Here is a 269-nt window from a genome sequence, read left to right as displayed (position 1 = left end):
GACCCCCGCACCCCCGAACAACGCCGCGCCGATGCCATCGAAGCCCTCACCGCCCGCGCCACCCGCATGAGCTGTCTATGCCGGCGCACCGACTGCACCGCCCCCACCCGCCCACCGGCCTCCCCGGTGACCATCCATGTGATCGCCCCCCACGACGCCCTCACCAACACCGCCGGCGCCGACGGCACCGTGGCGGCGATGATCGGCGCCACCGACGGACTCATCACCCCCGAACTGCTCGCCGACCTAGCCGTCTCCGCCACAATCGT

The 269-nt window shown here is 72.5% G+C and carries 1 protein-coding gene; it reads left to right on the top strand.

What is annotated here, in order from left to right; translation table 11 throughout:
* The coding region (locus ACZYZ9_RS26490) for a DUF222 domain-containing protein (protein WP_463829115.1) at window positions 1-269 on the top strand (269 nt) is incomplete at both ends.

The organism is Mycobacterium sp. IDUB_28, assembly GCF_055419285.1.
Note: the sequence above shows the minus strand (reverse complement) of the source record. Positions and strands in the feature narration are given on the sequence as shown.